19 protein-coding genes are annotated in these 16,812 nt (G+C 69.2%); 14 read left to right on the plus strand and 5 right to left on the minus strand.

Annotated elements, in window-relative coordinates; genetic code table 11:
- Positions 1-27: 27 nt before the first annotated feature.
- Positions 28-942 carry a site-specific tyrosine recombinase XerD gene (locus AC3IS2_RS05440; protein ID WP_489199629.1) on the minus strand — a complete coding sequence of 305 codons (915 nt, stop codon included), beginning with the start codon at positions 940-942 and terminating at the stop codon, positions 28-30.
- 33 nt (positions 943-975) lie between these two features.
- Here AC3IS2_RS05440 and AC3IS2_RS05445 point away from each other — a divergent pair, with 33 nt between their 5' ends.
- From AC3IS2_RS05445 to AC3IS2_RS05455, 3 genes are read left to right on the plus strand one after another with little or no spacing between them, the layout of a single operon-like run.
- A complete protein-coding gene (locus AC3IS2_RS05445) occupies positions 976-1,584 on the plus strand; it encodes a shikimate kinase (RefSeq protein ID WP_489200104.1) in 609 nt (202 codons plus the stop codon).
- On the plus strand, positions 1,581-2,687 hold the full coding sequence (gene aroB, locus AC3IS2_RS05450) for a 3-dehydroquinate synthase (RefSeq protein WP_489199630.1): 1,107 nt from the start codon (positions 1,581-1,583) through the stop codon (positions 2,685-2,687). The genes AC3IS2_RS05445 and aroB overlap by 4 nt, the downstream gene beginning before the upstream one ends.
- Positions 2,684-3,271 (plus strand): GNAT family N-acetyltransferase, encoded by a 588-nt coding sequence (locus tag AC3IS2_RS05455; RefSeq protein ID WP_489199631.1) that lies wholly within the window; start codon positions 2,684-2,686, stop codon positions 3,269-3,271. Before aroB ends, AC3IS2_RS05455 begins: the two co-directional genes overlap by 4 nt.
- Here AC3IS2_RS05455 and AC3IS2_RS05460 read toward each other — a convergent pair.
- A complete protein-coding gene (locus AC3IS2_RS05460; RefSeq protein WP_489199632.1) occupies positions 3,268-3,687 on the minus strand; it encodes an MliC family protein in 420 nt (139 codons plus the stop codon). The two genes, AC3IS2_RS05455 and AC3IS2_RS05460, sit on opposite strands and share 4 nt — an antisense overlap.
- Positions 3,688-3,718: 31 nt before the next feature.
- Positions 3,719-4,183: a tRNA adenosine(34) deaminase TadA gene (gene tadA / locus AC3IS2_RS05465; RefSeq protein WP_489199633.1), complete on the minus strand. Its 465-nt coding sequence runs from the start codon at positions 4,181-4,183 to the stop codon at positions 3,719-3,721.
- Between the two features lie 12 nt (positions 4,184-4,195).
- On the opposite strand from tadA, the gene AC3IS2_RS05470 reads away from it, so the two are divergent.
- From AC3IS2_RS05470 to rsmD, 3 genes are read left to right on the plus strand one after another with little or no spacing between them, the layout of a single operon-like run.
- A complete protein-coding gene (locus tag AC3IS2_RS05470) occupies positions 4,196-5,938 on the plus strand; it encodes a pseudouridine synthase (RefSeq protein WP_489199634.1) in 1,743 nt (580 codons plus the stop codon).
- A gap of 21 nt (positions 5,939-5,959) precedes the next feature.
- The gene (locus tag AC3IS2_RS05475) at positions 5,960-6,388 is read left to right on the plus strand and encodes a GFA family protein (protein WP_489199635.1); all 429 of its coding nucleotides are present in this window, start codon (positions 5,960-5,962) and stop codon (positions 6,386-6,388) included.
- Positions 6,389-6,390: 2 nt separating this feature from the next.
- The gene (gene rsmD / locus AC3IS2_RS05480; RefSeq protein WP_489199636.1) at positions 6,391-6,963 is read left to right on the plus strand and encodes a 16S rRNA (guanine(966)-N(2))-methyltransferase RsmD; all 573 of its coding nucleotides are present in this window, start codon (positions 6,391-6,393) and stop codon (positions 6,961-6,963) included.
- Here the strand turns inward: rsmD and AC3IS2_RS05485 are convergent.
- Together AC3IS2_RS05485 and mutL are read right to left on the minus strand one after the other, a co-directional pair.
- Positions 6,941-7,408, minus strand: coding sequence for a low molecular weight protein-tyrosine-phosphatase (locus tag AC3IS2_RS05485; protein ID WP_489199637.1), 468 nt, complete (start codon positions 7,406-7,408; stop codon positions 6,941-6,943). The genes rsmD and AC3IS2_RS05485 overlap by 23 nt on opposite strands.
- A gap of 155 nt (positions 7,409-7,563) precedes the next feature.
- On the minus strand, positions 7,564-9,477 hold the full coding sequence (mutL, locus tag AC3IS2_RS05490) for a DNA mismatch repair endonuclease MutL (RefSeq protein ID WP_489199638.1): 1,914 nt from the start codon (positions 9,475-9,477) through the stop codon (positions 7,564-7,566).
- A 182-nt stretch (positions 9,478-9,659) separates the two neighbouring features.
- Between mutL and AC3IS2_RS05495 the strand changes: the two genes are divergently transcribed.
- The 8 genes from AC3IS2_RS05495 (at position 9,660) to yajC (ending at position 16,809) form a co-directional block, all read left to right on the plus strand.
- Positions 9,660-10,370, plus strand: coding sequence for a YceI family protein (locus tag AC3IS2_RS05495; protein ID WP_489199639.1), 711 nt, complete (start codon positions 9,660-9,662; stop codon positions 10,368-10,370).
- 69 nt (positions 10,371-10,439) lie between these two features.
- Complete coding sequence (locus AC3IS2_RS05500; RefSeq protein ID WP_489199640.1) at positions 10,440-11,735, plus strand: cytochrome b/b6 domain-containing protein; 1,296 nt, start codon at positions 10,440-10,442, stop codon at positions 11,733-11,735.
- A 225-nt stretch (positions 11,736-11,960) separates the two neighbouring features.
- Positions 11,961-13,256 (plus strand): serine--tRNA ligase, encoded by a 1,296-nt coding sequence (gene serS / locus AC3IS2_RS05505; RefSeq protein WP_489199641.1) that lies wholly within the window; start codon positions 11,961-11,963, stop codon positions 13,254-13,256.
- Positions 13,256-14,047: a 5'/3'-nucleotidase SurE gene (surE, locus tag AC3IS2_RS05510; protein WP_489199642.1), complete on the plus strand. Its 792-nt coding sequence runs from the start codon at positions 13,256-13,258 to the stop codon at positions 14,045-14,047. The genes serS and surE overlap by 1 nt, the downstream gene beginning before the upstream one ends.
- Entirely contained in the window at positions 14,044-14,688 is a 645-nt protein-coding gene (locus tag AC3IS2_RS05515) for a protein-L-isoaspartate(D-aspartate) O-methyltransferase (RefSeq protein ID WP_489199643.1), read from the plus strand. Before surE ends, AC3IS2_RS05515 begins: the two co-directional genes overlap by 4 nt.
- 78 nt (positions 14,689-14,766) lie before the next feature.
- On the plus strand, positions 14,767-15,096 hold the full coding sequence (locus AC3IS2_RS05520) for a GIY-YIG nuclease family protein (protein ID WP_489199644.1): 330 nt from the start codon (positions 14,767-14,769) through the stop codon (positions 15,094-15,096).
- Positions 15,097-15,247: 151 nt separating this feature from the next.
- Positions 15,248-16,336, plus strand: coding sequence for a peptidoglycan DD-metalloendopeptidase family protein (locus AC3IS2_RS05525; RefSeq protein WP_489199645.1), 1,089 nt, complete (start codon positions 15,248-15,250; stop codon positions 16,334-16,336).
- A 158-nt stretch (positions 16,337-16,494) separates the two neighbouring features.
- Positions 16,495-16,809 carry a preprotein translocase subunit YajC gene (yajC, locus tag AC3IS2_RS05530; protein WP_489199646.1) on the plus strand — a complete coding sequence of 105 codons (315 nt, stop codon included), beginning with the start codon at positions 16,495-16,497 and terminating at the stop codon, positions 16,807-16,809.
- Positions 16,810-16,812 lie beyond the last annotated feature (3 nt).

Genomic DNA, 16,812 nt, shown 5'->3' on the forward strand with positions numbered 1-16,812 from the left:
CGGTGAACGCCGTGGGGCAAGCGGGGTTCAGTCGTCCTTCGCCAAGGGGTGCTTGGAGTGGACCACTTGCGCCAGGCGGTCGACAGCGACGTGGGTGTAGATCTGGGTGGTCGAGATGTCGGCGTGGCCCAGCAGGGTCTGGACCACGCGCAGGTCGGCACCGCCTTCCAGCAGGTGGGTGGCGAAGGCGTGACGCAGGACGTGGGGGCTGACGCGGGCCGGGTCGATATTGGCCGTGATCGCCGCCTGATCCAGCAGTTGAGCGAAACGGCGGGGCGTCAGGTGGCCGGTCTTGCCGTGTGAAGGAAACAGCCAGGCGCTGTCGGGCGCGCCGGGTTGGCGGGCGGCGTCGCGGGCGGTCAGCCAGGCCTTGATCGCCTCGCGGGCGGCGGCGTTGAGGGGGGCCAGCCGTTCCTTGCCGCCCTTGCCGCGCACAATCAGATAGGCCGGATCGCGGCGCACGGCCTCGACCTTGAGCCCCAGCAGTTCGGAGACGCGCAGGCCCGAGGCGTAGGCCATCTCGACCAGGGCGACGAGGCGCAGGCCCGCCGCGCTGTCGGCGGCGCTGTCCCCGAGGCTGGCGGCGGTCAGCAGCGCCTCGATCTCATCCCGGCTGAGGGTCTTGGGCAGGCTACGGCCCTGTTTCGGGGCGTCGATGCGGCGGGACGGGTCGTCGCTCCGCCAGCCTTCGCCCAGGGCGAAGCGGTAGAACTGCCGCACGGAGGACCGCCTGCGCGCCGCCGTGGCCGCCGACAGGCCGCGCCGCGACAGGTCGGCGAACCAGGCCTCCAGCGCCCCTTCGTCCGCGCCCATCAGCCCGCCCGCATCGCCCAGCCAGGTCTCGGCGTCGGCCAGATCGCGGCCATAGGCGGACAGGGTGTGGGGCGAGGCGTCGCGCTCGACCGCCATCATCTCCAGAAAGGCTTCGACCTGCGGCGTCATGAAAGGCGCGCAACACGGGTGTGGAGCGAACGGCTGTGTCGTGTAGAGGATAGTGGAACCATGCCTGCCGACGCCTCGCCCGATTCCTCGCCTCTGTCGCCGTCCCTGGCGCTCGACCGCACCATAACCCTGGTGGGGCTGATGGGCGTGGGGAAATCGACGGTAGGGCGCAGACTGGCGCAGCGCCTGGGTCTGCCCTTCTACGACGGCGACCATGAGATCGAGTCGGCGGCCGGCATGACGGTCAGCGAAATCTTCGCGGCGCGCGGCGAGGCCGAGTTTCGGGCGGGCGAGGCGCGGGTCATGCGCCGCCTGCTGGAAGGACCGCCGATCGTCCTGGCGACCGGAGGCGGGGCCATGCTGAATCCCGAGACGCGGGCGCTGATGAAGAAGCATTCGATCAGCGTCTGGATGCGCGCCGATCTGAAGGTGATCGCCGAACGGGTGCAGCGTCGCGACACGCGCCCCCTGCTGCGCGGGCGCGACCCGCTGGAGGCGCTGAGCCAACTGGCCCAGGCCCGCTACCCCATCTACGCCGAGGCGGACCTGACGGTCGAGGTCGGCGGCGGCTCGCACGGCCAGGCGGTCGAGGCGATCATGAAGGAACTGCGGCGCCACGCCCGCGAGGAGATCCAGAAATGACGACGACGATCCCGGTCGGGGGCGAGGGCTTCGCCGCCTATGAGGTCGTGGTCGGGCGGGGGCTGCTGAAAGAGGCCGGCGCGCGCGTCGCCGCCCTGAAGCCGACGCGGGCCGTCATCGTCAGCGATGAAACCGTGGCCGCCATCCACGGCGATACGGTGCGTGCGGCGCTGGAGGCGGCGGGGCTGAAGACAGGGATCGTGACGGTTCCGGCGGGCGAGGCGTCCAAGTCCTTCGAACAACTGGAAGCGGTGCTGGACCGGCTGCTGGCCGAAGGGCTGGACCGCAGGAGCCTGGTCGTGGCGCTGGGCGGCGGCGTGGTCGGCGATCTGGCCGGACTGGCGGCGGCGCTGTTCATGCGCGGCATCGACTTCGTGCAGGTCCCGACGACCCTGCTGGCCCAGGTGGATTCCTCGGTGGGCGGCAAGACCGCCATCGACACGCGCCGCGGCAAGAACCTGATCGGCGCCTTCCATCAGCCGCGGCTGGTGCTGGCCGACATCGAGGCGCTGGCCACTCTGCCGGTGCGGCAGGTGCGTTCGGGTTGGGCCGAGGTGCTGAAGCACGGGCTGATCTGCGACGCCGACTTCTTCGACTGGCTGGGCGGCGAGGGGGCGGCGGGCGCCGAGGGCGATCCCGACGCCCTGGAGCGGGCCGTGATCCGCTCGGTCGAGATCAAGTCGCAGATCGTCGGCGAGGACGAGAAGGAGGCGGGGCGGCGCGCCCTGCTGAACCTGGGCCATACCTTTGGTCACGCGCTGGAGGCCGAGCTGGGCTTTGGCGACGCCCTGACCCACGGCGAGGCGGTGGCGCTGGGCTGCGCCATGGCCTTCCGGTTCTCGGCGCGTCAGGGGCTGTGTTCGGCTGCTGACGCCGAGAAGGCCGAGGCGGGGATCAAGGCGGCCGGCCTGCCGACGCGGCTGGCCGATGTGGATCAGGTCTTCAACGCCGAGGCCCTGATCGGGCGGATGGCTGGGGACAAGAAGGCCGAGGGCGGGAGGCTGACGCTGATCCTGGCGCGGGCCATCGGCGACGTCTTCACCGACAAGAACGTGGACGCCGAGGCGGTGCGGGCCTTCCTGATCGAGGAAGGCGCGGCGTGAAGCTGAGCCCCGTCGTCCTCGAGGATCGCTTTGTCCGGCTGGAGCCGTTCACGGCGGCGCTGGAGGGCGAGGTGAGGGCGGCGCTGGACAGCGACCCCGAGGCCTGGAACGGGATGGTCAGCGCCGCTTGCGGCGAGCATTTCGATACCTGGTGGGCGGCGGCGCTGAAGGCGATGGCGAGCGGCTCGCGCATCGCCTACGCCGTGCGGCGGCTGAGCGACGGGGCGGTGGTCGGCACGACCAGCCTGTATGAGATCAAGCCCGAGCATCGGCGCTGCGAGATCGGCTCGACCTTCTATCGGCCGGATGCGCGCGGCGGGCCGGTCAATCCGGCGTGCAAGCGACTGGTGCTGGACCATGCCTTCTCAAGCGGGGCTGTGCGGGTCGAGATCATCACCGACGCCCTGAACGCCGCCAGCGCCGCCGCCATCCGCAAGCTGGGCGCGCGTGACGAGGGCGTGCTGAGGAAGCACAAGATCACCTGGACCGGGCGGGTGCGCGATACGGCCCAGTTCGCCGTTCTGGATGAAGACTGGCCCGAGGTGCGTCGCGGGCTGGACGAACGGCTGGCGGCTTTCGCCTAGTCCACCGCCCGGCAGTTGGCGGGGGCGCGACCGACTACGGTCCAGACGGCCTGATCGCCCTTGCCGCGCAGGTCGTGGCCGCTGGCCCGGTACCAGATGCCGCTGGCGGCGCGTTCCTGATACAGGTCCACCGCTTCGCCGTTGGAGGTGCGCACGGTCGCCATTTGCCGCGGATTGTCGAAATCGACGGTCAGGCGCTCGCTGTTGTTGCAGAGGTAGACGGCGCGAACGACGCGATTCATCGCCCGGTCCTGAATCTCGGCGCCGGTGCGGCGGCGGGCGGTCTGGGCCTCGATGGCGCGGTCGCGAACCTCGTCGCCGCTGGTCGGGGCGCGACGCGGTTCCGGGGCGCAGGCAGCCAGAAGAACGACCAGAGCGGCGCCGCCCAGCGGGGCGATCAGTCGGCGGTTTTTCAAGTCGAGCGCCCCTCTTGCCAAGCTTATGCGGTCAACGCCCGGTTGCGCTTCGCGTTCCCGTCTTGCGACGTTCCCGGAAGAAGGCGCGCAGGGTCTCGGCGGCGGGCTCGGCCATGACGCCGCCCTCGACGGCGGGGCGCCAGTGGCAGGTCGGCTGATCGAAGAAACGGCCGCCGTGGATCACGGCGCCGCCCTTGGGATCGTCGGCCCCCCAGACCACGCGGCCGATGCGGGCGTGGCTGATGGCGCCGGCGCACATGGCGCAGGGTTCCAGCGTGACATAGAGGGTCAGGTCGGTCAGGCGGTAATTCTGCAACGTTGCCGCAGCATCGCGCAAAGCCACGATCTCGGCATGAGCTGTCGGATCATGGGCCGTTATGGGGCCGTTTTGCCCACGGCCAAGCACTTTGCCGGTCGTTTCATCGACAATTACCGCCCCCACGGGCACTTCGCCCGCTTGCGCCGCCGCTTGCGCCAAGTCGAGCGCCATGCTCATGAACCGCTCATCATGGATCGCCATCCCAAAGACAACGACAAGAACCCCCGCTTCCGTCAAGACGACGGCCCGCGCGGACCCCGTAAATTCGCCGACGCGCGCCCGGACAAGGGCGGCTTCGGAGACCGCAAAGGCCCGCCACGCGGCGACCGCAAGGACGATCGCGGCGACAAGCCTTTCGTGAAGGGCGCCGGCAAGGGCGGCCCGAAAAGCGGTCCCGCCGGGAAGGAAGCGGCTGCTCCCGCGCGCAGCGAGCGAATCGCCAAGGCCATGGCCCGCGCCGGCATCGCCTCGCGCCGCGAGGTCGAGCGTCTGATCGGTCTGGGCAAGGTGGCGGTCAACGGCCGCATCCTGGACACGCCCGCGACCCTGGTGACGCGCGACGACGTGATCACCATCGACGGCAAGCCGATGGGCGCGGCCCAGGCGACGCGCGTCTGGCGCTATCACAAGCCCGCCGGCCTGATCACCAGCCACAACGACCCGGCGGGCCGCCCGACCGTGTTCGACGCCCTGCCCAGCGGTCTGCCGCGCGTGATTTCGGTCGGACGACTGGACCTGAACACCGAAGGCCTGCTGCTGCTGACCAACGACGGCGAACTGAGCCGGGCGCTGGAAATGCCTGACACGGCGCTGGTGCGCCATTATCGCGCCCGCGCCCGGGGCCGCATCACTCAGACTGAACTGGACAAGCTGAAGACGGGCTGCACCGTCGACGGCGTCCACTACGGCCCGATGGAAGCGACCATCGACAAGGCCAAGGAAAAAGAGGACGGCGAGCGCAGCTCGGCCAACCTGTGGATCAGCGTCTCGATCACCGAAGGCAAGAACCGCGAGGTCCGCAAGGTCCTGGAGTCGGTCGGCCTGACGGTGAACCGTCTGATCCGTCTGGCCTATGGCCCGTTCCAACTCGGCACCCTGCCGGTCGGGGCGGTCGAGGAAGTCGGCCCGCGCGTGATCCGCGAAATGCTGGCCGACCATATCCGGCCCGAGAACCTGCCGACCGGAAACACGGTCTCGACGCCTGCGCCCATCCCCGGCCGCCGCACCTCGTCGCCGATCGTGACGGGCAAGTCGGGTTCGGCCTTGTCCGATCCTTCGCGCAAGCCCAGCCGCGTCCGCGCGGCCACGGCGGCGCAGGCCGACGCCGTCGATCGCCGCGAGCGTCCCGCCAAGAAGGAAGGCTGGGCCAAGGCCGCGCCGAAGTTCGAGCACACCAAGACCTTCAAGCCCCGCGCCCGCCCGGAAGCCGCCCAGGGCGGCGAATGGTCGGAGCGTCCCCGCAAGCCCTTCAATCGGGCCGAGCCGCAGCTCATTGATGATCGTCGCGCACCCCGTGACGGCGCCAAGGGCGGTTTCAAGCCGCGCGAAGGCGGCTTCAGCGACCGGCCCAAGCGGGACTTCAAGCCGCGCGACGGCGCGCCGCGCTCGGACGGCGACCGTCCGCAACGCGATTTCAAGCCGCGCGAGGGTGGTTTCAGCGATCGTCCGAAGCGGGATTTCAAGCCGCGTGAGGGCGGCTTCGGCGATCGTCCGCAACGTGACTTCAAACCGCGTGAAGGCGGTTCCAGCGACCGTCCGCAACGTGACTTCAAGCCGCGCGAAGGTGGTTCCAGCGACCGTCCCCAGCGGGACTTCAAACCGCGTTCGGGCGGCAAGCCCGGCGGCTTCGGTTCCAAGCCGGGCGGCTCGCGTCCGACCGGCGGCGGCAAACCGTTCGGCGGCAAGCCCGGCGGTCCGCGCGGCCGCAGCTAAGGTCTGGATGGGGAGCTGACGATGGTCGAGGTCAAGGACGGCGCGCGTCTGGCGGGCCGTTGCCTGTGCGGCGCGGTGAGCTTCACCGCCGTGCCGCAGGGCGGGATGCACGCCTGCCACTGCGAGAGCTGCCGCCGGATTTCGGGCGGCGTCTCGCTGAGCGTCAACTGCGGCGACAGCGTCGAGATCTCTGGCCCCCTCGCGAGCTACTCGTCTTCGGAATGGGCGGAACGTCAGTTCTGCCCGACCTGCGGGTCCGGCCTGTTCTGGCGGTTGAAGGCGGGCGGCATGACCATGGTGTCGGTGCAGGCCTTCGACGACCCGGCGGCCTTCGACTTCGAGAGCGAGATCTACATCGACTCCAAGCCCGCCAACTATGACTTCGCCGGCGACCGCCCGCGCCTGACCGGCGCCGAGGTCGAGGCCATGTACGCGCCAAACGAGAACTGACCATGCGGATCGTTGCGGGCAGCCTGAAGGGGCGCGCCATCATTGCGCCCGAGGGGCAGAACACGCGCCCGACCTCGGACCGGGCGCGTCAGGCCATCTTCAACGTGCTGGAACACGCCTCGTGGGCTGAAGGCATGCACGAGGCGCGGGTCATGGACATCTACGCCGGATCGGGCGCGCTGGGCTTCGAGGCCCTGTCGCGCGGGGCGGCCTTCGCCCTGTTCGTCGAGATCGACGACGGCGCGCGCGGCGTGATCCGCGAGAACATGGACGCCTATGGCCTGTTCGGTCGCGGCCGGGTGCATCGCCGCAGCGCGATCGACCTGGGCGAGCGTCCCGGCTCGGTGGGCGAGGCCTTCGACCTGGCCTTCCTCGATCCGCCCTACGCCAAGGGGCTGGGCGAACAGACGCTGGCGCGGCTGCGCGAAGGCCAATGGCTGAAGCCCGGCGCCATCGTGGTGTTCGAGCGCGGCTCGGACGAACCGGACATCGACACGCCGGGCTATGAGCGTCTGGACACGCGCGACTATGGCGCCGCGCGGGTGCTGTTCCTCAAGGTCGCCGACGCAGGCTGAGCGCCAGACCGCGCGCGCCCTTGACCACATCAGCCCAGGCGACGTCGAAGCCGTCGTCGTCGCCGAAATAGGGGTCGGCGACGGGCTGACCCTCGCGGCCTTCGACATGGTCGAGCAGCAGGCTGAGTTCGGCCGTGGCGTCGGCCGGGGCGAGGCGGCGCAGATCGTTGAGGTTCTGAGCGTCCAGAGCGACGATGTGGGTGAAGCGGCGGAAGTCGGCGGGCTTTATCTGACGCCCACGCAGGGGTGAGATGTCGACGCCGTGCTTGCCGGCGACCGCCTGGGCGCGCGGATCGGGCGGTTCGCCAACGTGCCAATCGCCGGTGCCGGCGGAATCGACGGTCACGTCCAGCTTCAAGCGGCGGGCCTCTTCGCGGAAGGCGGCCTCGGCCAGCGGCGAGCGACAGATGTTGCCGAGGCAGACGAAGAGGACGCTGTAGGTCATGACATCTCTATTCGCTCATCCCGGCGAAGGCCGGGATCCAGATCGTAAGACGCGGACTTGGAGAATTCTTGCAGCCGCAGGTCATTCGGCCAGCCGCAACGTTTGCATCTGGATCCCGGCCTTCGCCGGGATGAGCGGGTTTGTGTGTGCGTGGGTCAGCGCCGCCCGAACAGCTTTTCGAGGTCGTTGAGCTTCAGCTCCACATAGGTCGGGCGGCCGTGGTTGCACTGGCCGGAGTGGGGCGTGGCCTCCATCTGGCGGAGCAGGGCGTTCATTTCGGGGGCGCTGAGGACGCGGCCGGCGCGGACGCTGCCGTGGCAGGCCATGGTGCCGCAGACCTCGGCCATCCGCTCTTTCAACGACAGGGCGGCGCCGTGTTCCGACAGGTCGTCGGCGATGTCGCGGATCAGGCCCTGAACATCGGTGTCGCCCAGAAGCGCGGGGGTTTCGCGGACTAGGACGGCGCCGACGCCGAAGGCTTCGACGATCAGCCCCATCTCGGCCAATTCCTCGGCCTTGGCGGCGACGCGTTCGGCCTCGGCCGGGTCCAGTTCGACCACCTCGGGCGTCAGCAGGGCTTGGCGGGTGACAGCGCCGTTGGCCATCTGCGCCTTCATCCGCTCATAGACGAGACGTTCGTGGGCGGCGTGCTGATCCACCACGACCAAGCCGTCGCGGGTCTGGGCGACGATATAGGTGCCGTGCAGCTGGGCGCGGGCCGCGCCGAGGGGATAGTCGATCAGGTCTGCAGGGGCGTGGGCGCCGGGCGCGATCTGGCCTGCGTGTTCGGCCTGGATCTCGCCCAGGGTCCGGAAGCTGGGGGACGAGGCTTCGCCGCTCCAGGTGTGCTCGACGCGAGCGGAGCGTTCGTTGAGGCCGGGCAGGTTCTGAGCGGCGGCGGCCGGTTGCGACCAGCCCTGCCAGCCGCTCCAGCCGGGCGCGGGGTTTCCGAAAGATTGAGCCGAGGGCGAGGAAGGGCTGTAGAGCGCCTCGCCCGTGTGGGGGCGAAAGCCCGACAGGGCGTCGGCGGCGACCGTGGTCGAGGCGCGGTGGCCGGCCGCGTGCAGGGCGTGACGCAGGGCGCCGACGATCAGGCCGCGCACCAGGGCGGGATCGCGGAAGCGGACCTCGGCCTTGGCGGGGTGGACGTTCACGTCGACGTAGAGCGGGTCGATGTCGAGGAAGAGGGCCGCCGCCGGGTGCCGGTCGCGGGCCAGGAAGTCGGCGTAGGCGCCGCGCAGGGCGCCTTGCAGCAGGCGGTCGCGCACGGGGCGGCCGTTGACGAACAGGAACTGATGCGCCGCATTGCCGCGCGAATAGGTGGGCAGGCCCGCATAGCCGGACAGGCGCACGCCGTCGCGCTCCTGATCGATCAGCAGGGCGTTGGCCTCGAAGTCGCGGCCCAGCAGGGCGCCGAGGCGCTTCAGCCGTCCCTCGAAGCCGGGATGCTCGGCGGGCAGGCGCAGCGTCACCTTGCCGTCCAGCGACAGGGTGAAGGCGACGGCTTCGTGCGCCATGGCCTGACGCTTGATCTCTTCCGAAATGGCCATGGCCTCGGACCGCTCGGACTTCATGAATTTCAGTCGGGCGGGCGTGGCGTAGAAAAGGTCGCGGACCTCGACCCGGGCGCCGTGCGGGCCGGGGAAGCCGGCGGGGGCCACCGGGCGCTGGTCGCCGCCGTTGACGGTGACGGCCCAGGCCTCGGATGCCTCCATGGCCCGCGTGGTGATGGTCAGGCGCGCGACCGAGCCGATGGAGGGCAGGGCCTCGCCGCGGAAGCCGAGGGTGTGGATGCGCAGCAGGTCCACGTCGCCGGCGTCGTCGGGCTCCAGCTTGGACGTCGCATGGCGTTCGACCGCCAGCGGCAGTTCGTCCTTGGGGATGCCCTTGCCGTCGTCGGCGATCAGGATGCGGGTCAGGCCGCCGCCGTCCGCCTGGATCTCGACGCGCGAGGCGCCGGCGTCCAGCGCGTTCTCGACCAGCTCCTTGATGGCGCTGGCGGGGCGTTCGACCACCTCGCCGGCGGCGATGCGGTTGACGGTTTCGGGGGGAAGGCGACGAATGGGCATGTGAGTCGCAAGATAGGCGGGCGACGCGCGGGGCGCACCTCAATCCGCATTTTTGCACGAACGGGGCTTGAAGGACTGCAATCGCAACTTATACTGTTGCAGTCTGAGCGGCGCGCCGACGGACAGACGAACCGTTTCTGGACCTCGTGTCCAGCCCTGAACATCGAACGAGGTCCCTCCCCATGAAGATCAAAGCCGCTATTCTGGCCGTCTCGGCCGCCGCCCTGCTGGCCGCCTGCAGCCCCGCCGCCGACAAGTCCGCTGCGCCCGCCGCCGACGCCGCCTCGACAGCTCCGGTCGAGCTGAAGGCCCCGACCGGCGTCTATGTCATGGACCCGACCCACGCCTCGCTGCAGTGGTCGATCCCGCACAACACGATTTCCAACTACACGGCGCGCTTCAACAAGTTCGACGCCAAGATCACGCTGGACCCGGCCAACCTGGCCAACAGCTCGGTCGAGGTCAGCATCGACCCGGCCTCGGTCGACGCCAACTATCCGGGCGACTACACCGGCACCCACGCTGGCTCGGGCTTCAAGAGCTGGAGCGAGGACATCGCCAAGAACAAGAACTTCCTGAACGCCGTCGCCTTCCCGCAGATCACCTTCAAGTCGACCAAGGTCGAGCTGACCGGCACGCGCACCGCCAAGGTGACGGGCGACCTGACCTTCCTGGGCGTGACCAAGCCGGTGACGCTGGACGCGACGTTCGGCGGCGAGATCGAGAAGCACCCCTTCATGCAGGTCCCGACGCTCGGCTTCGCGGCTGAAGGCAAGTTCAAGCGCTCGGACTTCGGCATGCCGGTCGGTCCGGTCGGCGACGAGGCCACCATCCGCTTCGACGGCGAGTTCCTGCAGCAGGTGGCTCCGGCCGCCGCAGCCCCGGCCGCCTAAGCCAGGACGAATGAGCGGGTGGGGCCGGATGGTCCCGCCCGTTTCTCCTTGAGTTTTGCGAGTTTTGTCATGACCGCGCCCGCCAGCCGCTACACCCCCGTCGCCATCGCCCTGCACTGGGCCATCGCGGTCGCCATCATCGCCATGATCCCGATGGGTTGGTGGATGAGCGACGCCATCGAGCAGCCGGGCAGTCAGGCGCTGGCCTATCGCGTGTTCCAGATTCACAAGTCGGTCGGCTTCCTGATCCTGGCCCTGACGGCGTTGCGCCTGGCCTGGCGGCTGACGCACCGGACGCCGGGAATGCCGGCCGAGATGAAGACCTGGGAGACGTTCGCGGCGCGGGCGACCCATGCGGCCTTCTATGGGTTGATGCTAGCCCTGCCTTTGACAGGATGGGTGTATGTCTCGACCGGCTGGGCTGTAGCGACGGATCAGCCGTTGGCCGTGGCGACCAGCTGGTTCGGCCTGTTCACCGTGCCGCACCTGCCCTTCATCGGCGAGGCGGCGGCGGGCCTGCGCCGGGCTGTGGCCTATCAGGCCATGGGGGCGCACGGCCTGATGGCCTGGGGCGCGGTCGTGCTGATCGCCCTGCACGTCGGGGCGGCGCTGAAGCACCAGTTCATCAATCGCGACGGCGTTCTGGCCCACATGATCCCGGTGCTGAAGCACGGCGAGGGCCGGACTGCGCCGGAGCCCAAGCCGCTGTTGCGCCGCACCGAGCGTCTGGCCGGCTTAAGCTTCATCGCGGCTCTGGCCGTGGCGGGCGGCATCGCGGCCAAGCCCGCGCCGCTGGCGGACGGGGCAGGGGGCGAGGCCCACGCCGCGGCGGCGCCGGCTCAGGCCGAGGCCCCTGTCGCGCCGGGGACGGCGACGGCCTGGACCATCGACAAGGCGGCCTCGACCATCGCCTTCAGCGGAACCCACGCGGGCGCAGCCTTCAAGGGCCGGTTCGAGCAGTGGGAGGGCCAGGTCTGGTTCGACCCGGCCGATCTGGCGGGGTCCAAGGCCGTGATTCTGGTCCGCACCGGCACGGCGAAGACCGGCGACGCGACGCAGGAAGGCTCGCTGTCCGGCGCCGAATGGCTGGACCCGACCGGCTATCCGACCGCGCGGTTCGAGGCGACGGCATTCAAGGCTCTGGGCGGGAACCGCTACGAGGCGACGGGGACGCTGCGGATCAAGACGACGACCGTGCCTGTGGTCCTGCCCTTCACCTTTGACGAGGCGACCGGCGTGGCGACCGTGGCGGGCAAGCTGGAGCTGGACCGCACATTGCTGGACCTCGGCATGATGTCCGACGCGGGCGGGGACTGGGTGTCCAAGGCGATCGGGGTGGAAATCCGGGTCAAGGCGTCGCGCTGACCCCTGCCGTCATCCCGGACGCCTCGCAGAGGCGATCCGGGACCGCCCAAGGCGCGGCGGGCGGCTTGGCGATCTGAACGGCGGCGCTTCTGGCGGTCCCGGATAAGCGCTGCGCGCTTTCCGGGATGACGGAGAGGGGGCGTGAGAAGCGCTTAGGGGTTTGCCCGACTCCGCGCGGGGCGTTACAGCCTTCGGCTTCTTCCCGAACGTCCGAAGATTGACGCCATGCACGACATCAGAGCCATCCGCGACAACCCCGAAGCCTTCGTCGCCGGCTGGTCGTCGCGCGGGGTGGATGACGCCGCCGAGGTGGTCGCGCGCATTCTGGCGCTGGACGTGGACCTGCGCGCCGCCCAGACCACGGGGCAGGAGGCGCTGGCCAAGCGGAACGCCGCCTCCAAGGCCATCGGCGCCGCCATGGGCAAGAAGGACATGGCCGAGGCCGACCGGTTGAAGGCCGAGGTCGAAACCCTGAAGACCGACATCGCCGACGCGGGCGAGGCCGAGACCGCCAAGGGCGCCGAACTGCGCGACCTGCTGGCGGGGCTGAAGAATCTGGCCGCCGCCAACGTGCCGGACGGCGAGGACGAGAACGACAACCTCGAGGTCCTGAAGTGGGGCGAACCGCGCACGACCGGACCGGCCAAGGATCACGCCGATCTGGGCGAGGCCCTGGGCCTGCTGGACTTCGAGGCCGCCGCCAAGATGTCCGGCTCGCGCTTCGCCGTGCTGAAGGGCCAGTTGGCCCGGCTGGAACGCGCCATCGGTCAGTTCATGCTGGACCTGCAGACGGGCCCGCATGGCTATCTGGAAGTCGCGCCGCCCTACATGGTCAAGGACGACGCCATGTTCGGCACGGGCCAACTGCCGAAGTTCGAGGAAGACCTGTTCCGCGCGGGCGAGCATCTGCTCATCCCCACCGCCGAAGTCTCCCTGACCAACCTCGTGCGCGAGCAGATCCTGTCCGAGGACGAGGTGGCGGAACCGATGCGTCTGACGGCGCTGACGCCCTGCTTCCGGGCCGAGGCCGGGTCGGCGGGGCGCGATACGCGCGGCCTGATCCGCCAGCACCAGTTCTCGAAGGTCGAGATGGTCTCCATCTGTCGCCCTGAAGACTCTGAAGCGGAGCACGAGCGCATGACCGGTTGCGCCGAGGCGGTGCTGCAGGCGCTGGAGCTGCCCTATCGCAAGGTGCTGCTGTGCAAGGGCGACATGGGCTTCTCGGCGCAGAAGACCTATGACCTCGAGGTCTGGCTGCCGTCGCAGAACACCTATCGCGAGATCAGCTCCTGCTCGAACTGCGGCGACTTCCAGGCCCGGCGCATGGACGCCCGGTTCAAGCGCGCGGGCGAGAAGAAGACCGAGTTCCTGCACACCCTGAACGGCTCGGGCCTGGCCGTCGGCCGCACCCTGGTCGCGGTGATGGAGAACTATCAGCAGGAGGACGGTTCGATCGCCGTGCCGAGCGCGCTGCTGCCCTATATGGGCGGGCTGACGACGGTGGGTTCGGTTTCCCAGTAATGCGTATCCTCCTCACCAATGACGACGGCATCGAGGCGGAAGGCCTTGAATGTCTTGAGAAGATCGCTCGCGCCCTGTCGGACGACGTCTGGGTCGTCGCGCCCCAGACCGAGCAGTCGGCCAAGGGGCGCGGGATTACCCTGACCGAGCCCCTTCGCGTCAACCAACTGGGCGACAAGCGCTTCGCCGTGACCGGGACGCCGACCGACTGCGTCATCCTGGCGGTCAACGACCTGATGCCCGAGAAGCCCGATCTGGTGCTGTCGGGCGTCAATCGCGGCCACAACGTCGGCGAGGACGTCAGCTATTCCGGCACGGTGGCAGGCGCGTTGCAGGGCATGGCCTTCGGCATTCGCTCCATCGCCCTGTCGCAGTCGCTGGAACGCTTTCACGATGACGTGGTCGCTCACTGGGAGACGGCCGAGGCCTTCGCCCCCGGCATCATCGCCCGCCTGCTGGAGCAGAAGTGGGAGGACGGCGTGGTCATGAACGTCAACTTCCCCAAGCTGCCGCCGGAACTGGTCAAGGCGGTCGAGGTGACGAGGCAGGGCTTCCGCGACATCGGCGAGATGCACGCCATCCGCCGCACCGACCTGCGCGGCCGCGACTACTACTGGATGGCCTTCCGCGGCGCGCCGCAGGAGCACGCCGAGGGCACCGACCTGCACGCCATGGACGAGGGCCGGATTTCGGTCACGCCGCTGCATATCGACCTGACCCACATGCGCAGCGTCAACGACCTGAAGAAGGTGTTGGGCGGCGCGCCTCCCAAGGGACCGCTGGAAAAATGAGCCTGTCGGACGACCGTGCGGGCCGGTTGATCCTGTCGCTGCGGCGGCAGGGGGTCACCGACGCGCGGGTGCTGAAGGCGATGGAATCCATCGACCGCTCGCTGTTCGTCCATGAAAAGTTTCTGGATCAGGCCTGGGAGGACCAGGCCCTGCCGATCGACTGCGCCCAGACGATCAGCCAGCCCTATATCGTCGGTCTGATGACCCAGGCGCTGGAGGTCGGGCCGCGCCATCGCGTGCTCGAGATCGGCACCGGCAGCGGCTATCAGTGTGCGGTCCTCAGCCGACTGGCGCGTTTTGTCTATTCGGTAGAGCGCTACAAGAGCCTGCTGGCTGAGGCCGAGCACAAACTCAAGATTTTGGGCGTCGACAACGTCTTCACTCGTCACGGCGATGGGGGGCAGGGCTGGCTGGAACAGGCGCCCTTCGACCGGATCATGGTCACGGCGGCCTCGCCGCACGAACCGACGGAGTTGCTGAAGCAGTTGAAGCCGGGCGGGGTTCTGGTGGCGCCGGTGGGACGCGGCTCGGTGCAGATGCTGAACCGCTATACCGGCCAGGAAGACGGAAGTTTCCGCCGCGAAAGCCTGTGCGAAGTGCGCTTCGTGCCGCTGGTCGAAGGGCTGGCCAAGGAGGGGTAGGGGCGACCCACCCCTTATCGTCATCCCGGAAAGCCCGCAGGGCTTATCCGGGACCGCCGGAAGCGCTACCGTTCGCCCATGCGCGGAGACAAGCTCTTCACCGTTTACATTGTGACCAACACGACGCGCGGCGTGCTTTACGTCGGCGTGACGTCGGACCTGCTCGGTCGCGTCCAGCAACATCGAGACCGGACTTACTCTGGCTTCAGCAGCCAATGGGGCCTGCGGCGGCTGGTCTGGTATCAGGTCTTTGACGATGCCGAATCCGCGATCAATTTCGAGAAGCGTCTGAAACGCTGGCGACGTGATTGGAAATTCGACCTGATCGAGCGGATAAATCCTGAATGGGACGATCTGTGGGAGGGGGCTTTCAGCACGGAGGGCGGTGTTCTGGGCGGTCCCGGATAAACGCTGCGCGTTTTCCGGGATGACGGTGAGGGCGGGTTCAGCGTCGCGGTTAACCTTTCCGCCCCACTTTGGCGCCGTTTGGCGGGTTGGCTTGGCGACGCTTCCGGGGCACACCGGGGCGAACGCAATTACGGTTAAGAAGGAGGGGCGCATGGGCGGCTTCACGGGCTGGATCAGGGCGGCGGTCGTCGTCGGCGGGGCGCTGACGGTCGCGGCGTGTTCGACCTATCCGGATGAGCCGCGCTATTCGACCCGACCCATGTCGCCGGGGCAGGGCGCTTATCCGGCGCAACCGCAGTCGGGCGCCTATCCGAACAACAACCCCTACTATGCCCAGCCGGCGCAGCCGCAGACGCCGCCAGCGCGTCCTTATGAGGAGCAGGGACCGCGCGCGCCGTCGGGCAGCATCGAGGGCGGGGGTCTGCCGCCGACGGGCGGACCGGCCTATCCCTCGACCGGCGCGCCGACCACGGTGACGCCGCCGAGGACCAATAGCGGCGCCGTCGTGCCGGGTGCAGCCTATGTCATCCAGCCGGGCGACACGATTTCGGGCGTCGGCCGTCGCTTCCAGACGCCGGTGCAAACGCTGATCGACCTGAACGGCCTGGGGCCGCGCGGCGCCATCACCTCGGGCCAGCGCATTGTCCTGCCGGACGGCGCGGTGGACACGGGGTCGGACCCTTACGCGACGGGTGCGTCGCCGGTCGGCGTGAAGACCTCCAACAACGGCGTGGCGCCGCCGCCGCCGCCGCCGGCCCGCGGCAACGCCGCCGTGCCGCCGCCGACGCGCACGCCGGCCGCCGCCCCTTCAGCGCCGGCCTCGCCGCTACAGGGCGCGGCCGTGGGTCAGGCCCTGGCCATGCAGTGGCCGGTGCGGGGCGATGTCCTGCGCCGCTTCGGCCCGGTCGGCATGGGCGAGCGTAACAACGGCGTCAACATCGGCGCGGTCGCCGGGACCGAGGTCAAGGCCGCCGCTGCGGGGCGCGTCGCCTATGTCGGCGACGACCTGCCAGGTCAGGGGCTGACGATTCTGATCATGCACCGCGACGGCTGGCGCACGGTTTACGGCCATCTTGGCTCGGCCACGGTGCGTGACGGGGCCGAGGTCCGCGCGGGCCAGGTTATCGGCACGGTCGGCCTGACCGCGGGCGACGGTCGTCCCTCGATCCACTTCGAGACGCGCCAGATGCGCGGCGATGATCCTGTCGCGGTCGATCCCTTGAGCGTCCTGCAGCGCTGACGACGAGGCGCCTCGGGGCCGACGGGCGTGTCCGGGCCGCATCGACTGTGACCAAGAGACGTTAGGCCGCGTTGCAAATCGCTACGGCGCGCCCTAGGTTCCGCGCCTCAATTTAATGGGGCCCCCGTTTCGAGGTCGGCCCGGTTCGGGGAGTTTCCATGCCTACTGCTTCTGAAGGCGGCCTGATGGCCATGGTGGTGCAGATCGCGCCGATCGTCGCGATTTTCATCCTGTTCTACTTCCTGATGATCCGCCCGCAGCAGAAGCGGATGAAGGCTCACCAGGCCCTGATCGCCGGCGTCAAGCGCGGCGACGAAGTCGTCCTGTCGAACGGCATGGTCGGCAAGGTGACGCGCGTCGAAGACGCCGAGGCCATGGTCGAGATCTCGCAGGGCGTGAACGTTCGCGTGGTCAAGGCGATGATCGCCGAAGTCCGCAACCGCACCGCCATCGCCGCCAACGACAAGGGCTGAGCG

Source organism: Brevundimonas sp. KH_025, from assembly GCF_057839885.1.

What these genes read in the sequence shown, in the direction of transcription:
- AC3IS2_RS05440 (WP_489199629.1), bottom strand. Translation starts at nt 942, where the DNA reads ATGACGCCGCAGGTCGAAGCCTTTCTGGAGATGATGGCGGTCGAGCGC.
- aroB (WP_489199630.1), top strand. Translation starts at nt 1,581, where the DNA reads ATGACGACGACGATCCCGGTCGGGGGCGAGGGCTTCGCCGCCTATGAG.
- tadA (WP_489199633.1), bottom strand. Translation starts at nt 4,183, where the DNA reads ATGAGCATGGCGCTCGACTTGGCGCAAGCGGCGGCGCAAGCGGGCGAA.
- AC3IS2_RS05470 (WP_489199634.1), top strand. Translation starts at nt 4,196, where the DNA reads ATGGATCGCCATCCCAAAGACAACGACAAGAACCCCCGCTTCCGTCAA.
- AC3IS2_RS05475 (WP_489199635.1), top strand. Translation starts at nt 5,960, where the DNA reads ATGGTCGAGGTCAAGGACGGCGCGCGTCTGGCGGGCCGTTGCCTGTGC.
- rsmD (WP_489199636.1), top strand. Translation starts at nt 6,391, where the DNA reads ATGCGGATCGTTGCGGGCAGCCTGAAGGGGCGCGCCATCATTGCGCCC.
- AC3IS2_RS05485 (WP_489199637.1), bottom strand. Translation starts at nt 7,408, where the DNA reads ATGACCTACAGCGTCCTCTTCGTCTGCCTCGGCAACATCTGTCGCTCG.
- mutL (WP_489199638.1), bottom strand. Translation starts at nt 9,477, where the DNA reads ATGCCCATTCGTCGCCTTCCCCCCGAAACCGTCAACCGCATCGCCGCC.
- AC3IS2_RS05495 (WP_489199639.1), top strand. Translation starts at nt 9,660, where the DNA reads ATGAAGATCAAAGCCGCTATTCTGGCCGTCTCGGCCGCCGCCCTGCTG.
- AC3IS2_RS05500 (WP_489199640.1), top strand. Translation starts at nt 10,440, where the DNA reads ATGACCGCGCCCGCCAGCCGCTACACCCCCGTCGCCATCGCCCTGCAC.
- serS (WP_489199641.1), top strand. Translation starts at nt 11,961, where the DNA reads ATGCACGACATCAGAGCCATCCGCGACAACCCCGAAGCCTTCGTCGCC.
- surE (WP_489199642.1), top strand. Translation starts at nt 13,256, where the DNA reads ATGCGTATCCTCCTCACCAATGACGACGGCATCGAGGCGGAAGGCCTT.
- AC3IS2_RS05515 (WP_489199643.1), top strand. Translation starts at nt 14,044, where the DNA reads ATGAGCCTGTCGGACGACCGTGCGGGCCGGTTGATCCTGTCGCTGCGG.
- AC3IS2_RS05520 (WP_489199644.1), top strand. Translation starts at nt 14,767, where the DNA reads ATGCGCGGAGACAAGCTCTTCACCGTTTACATTGTGACCAACACGACG.
- AC3IS2_RS05525 (WP_489199645.1), top strand. Translation starts at nt 15,248, where the DNA reads ATGGGCGGCTTCACGGGCTGGATCAGGGCGGCGGTCGTCGTCGGCGGG.
- yajC (WP_489199646.1), top strand. Translation starts at nt 16,495, where the DNA reads ATGCCTACTGCTTCTGAAGGCGGCCTGATGGCCATGGTGGTGCAGATC.